This is a genomic window from Rhizobium sp. P1_E1, from assembly GCF_056406015.1.
In genome coordinates this window covers 1-1,112 of the sequence record NZ_JBFUAY010000524.1, presented here as the reverse complement: position 1 = coordinate 1,112, position 1,112 = coordinate 1, and the positions used below count along the sequence as shown (strand labels likewise).

General features: G+C 55.7%; 1 protein-coding gene. It reads right to left on the bottom strand.

Annotation, left to right across the window (positions count from 1 at the left end; translation table 11 throughout):
- Window positions 1-1,112 (bottom strand): glycerophosphodiester phosphodiesterase family protein (locus AC1D1Z_RS37680; RefSeq protein WP_477853938.1); only part of this gene is annotated, 1,112 nt, incomplete at both ends.

Below are 1,112 nucleotides of genomic sequence, written 5' to 3'. Positions count from 1 at the left end.
GCCAATCGCCAGCCTGGGTCACTGAATCGTCTTTGATGTGAGAAGACTGGACCCCTTCGACCGTGACGAGAACGGGGATCAGGTTGAGCTTGTTGTCCGGTTGGACGGCGACATTGGCCTGCTCCAGCGCATCAAGTACATTGGTGGTCTTCTTGTCCCATTTGGCAATGACGCGATCGGTAGTGGGCACATAGGTCGAATAGATCTTGATGCCGAGGCGGCTCCGTACGTCAGCATTCTCAGGCGCCGAGAGCATCTTGATTGCTGCGATCGTCGACCCTTCGTCCTTGGGGTCAATGAGGACGTTGAACTCGTCGCCGTTTCTTTTTTTCTCACGAATGTAATCGATGATACTCTGCAGGTCCTCCATTTTTTGGGGATTGCCGTTGCGGTCAAGTGCCAGCGTGCGGCTACTAGTGATGGGATTCCATATCGAGAGGTTCATGTTCTTGATTTCCTCGGTAGAGACATCCGAAATCAGGCAATTGTTCGGATCGCCGGTAACCCGCCCGAGCGTTGTGTCGTGCATCATCCAGGCATGGCCGTTCTTATCAGCGCGAAGATCGAGTTCGACACCATGGAAACCGTACTTGAACGCGTTGGCGGCGGCTGAAATGGTGTTTTCGAGAATGCCCTCGGAATTATCGAACATGCCGCGGTGGGGTAGTATTTGCTTTCGATGTGGATCGATGCCGCGGGCCTTGGTCTCGAGTCCGGTCAGGAAGAGATCCTTGCCGTAGCCGGCGCTTTCAATTTCGTCTTCTGCGTCGCCGAGAGCGGGGCTGTCCAGACCGAAGTCGGATTTCCAATCGGCCTTGTTGCCGGCCGCCAACCACTCGGTGATGGTCTGGTTGACGGTGCCGTCGACTGGATCATCCGGATCATTGGAGCCAAATTTTGCCGTCGTCTCGCAGCGGGTGGAAATCGATAATGCGACGGGCTCGTCGCCCGGCTGCACCGGGCCGTTTTGGGTTTGCAGGCCAGCCTTCGCCCCGTCCCATGCGATGGCATTGGTGGCACTGTCAGCAATGATTGAACTCTCGCTCTGCGCGCCAACCAACGTTGAGGCGAGAACTATGCTCATAATGGACGCTATTAGATCTGTCATGTTG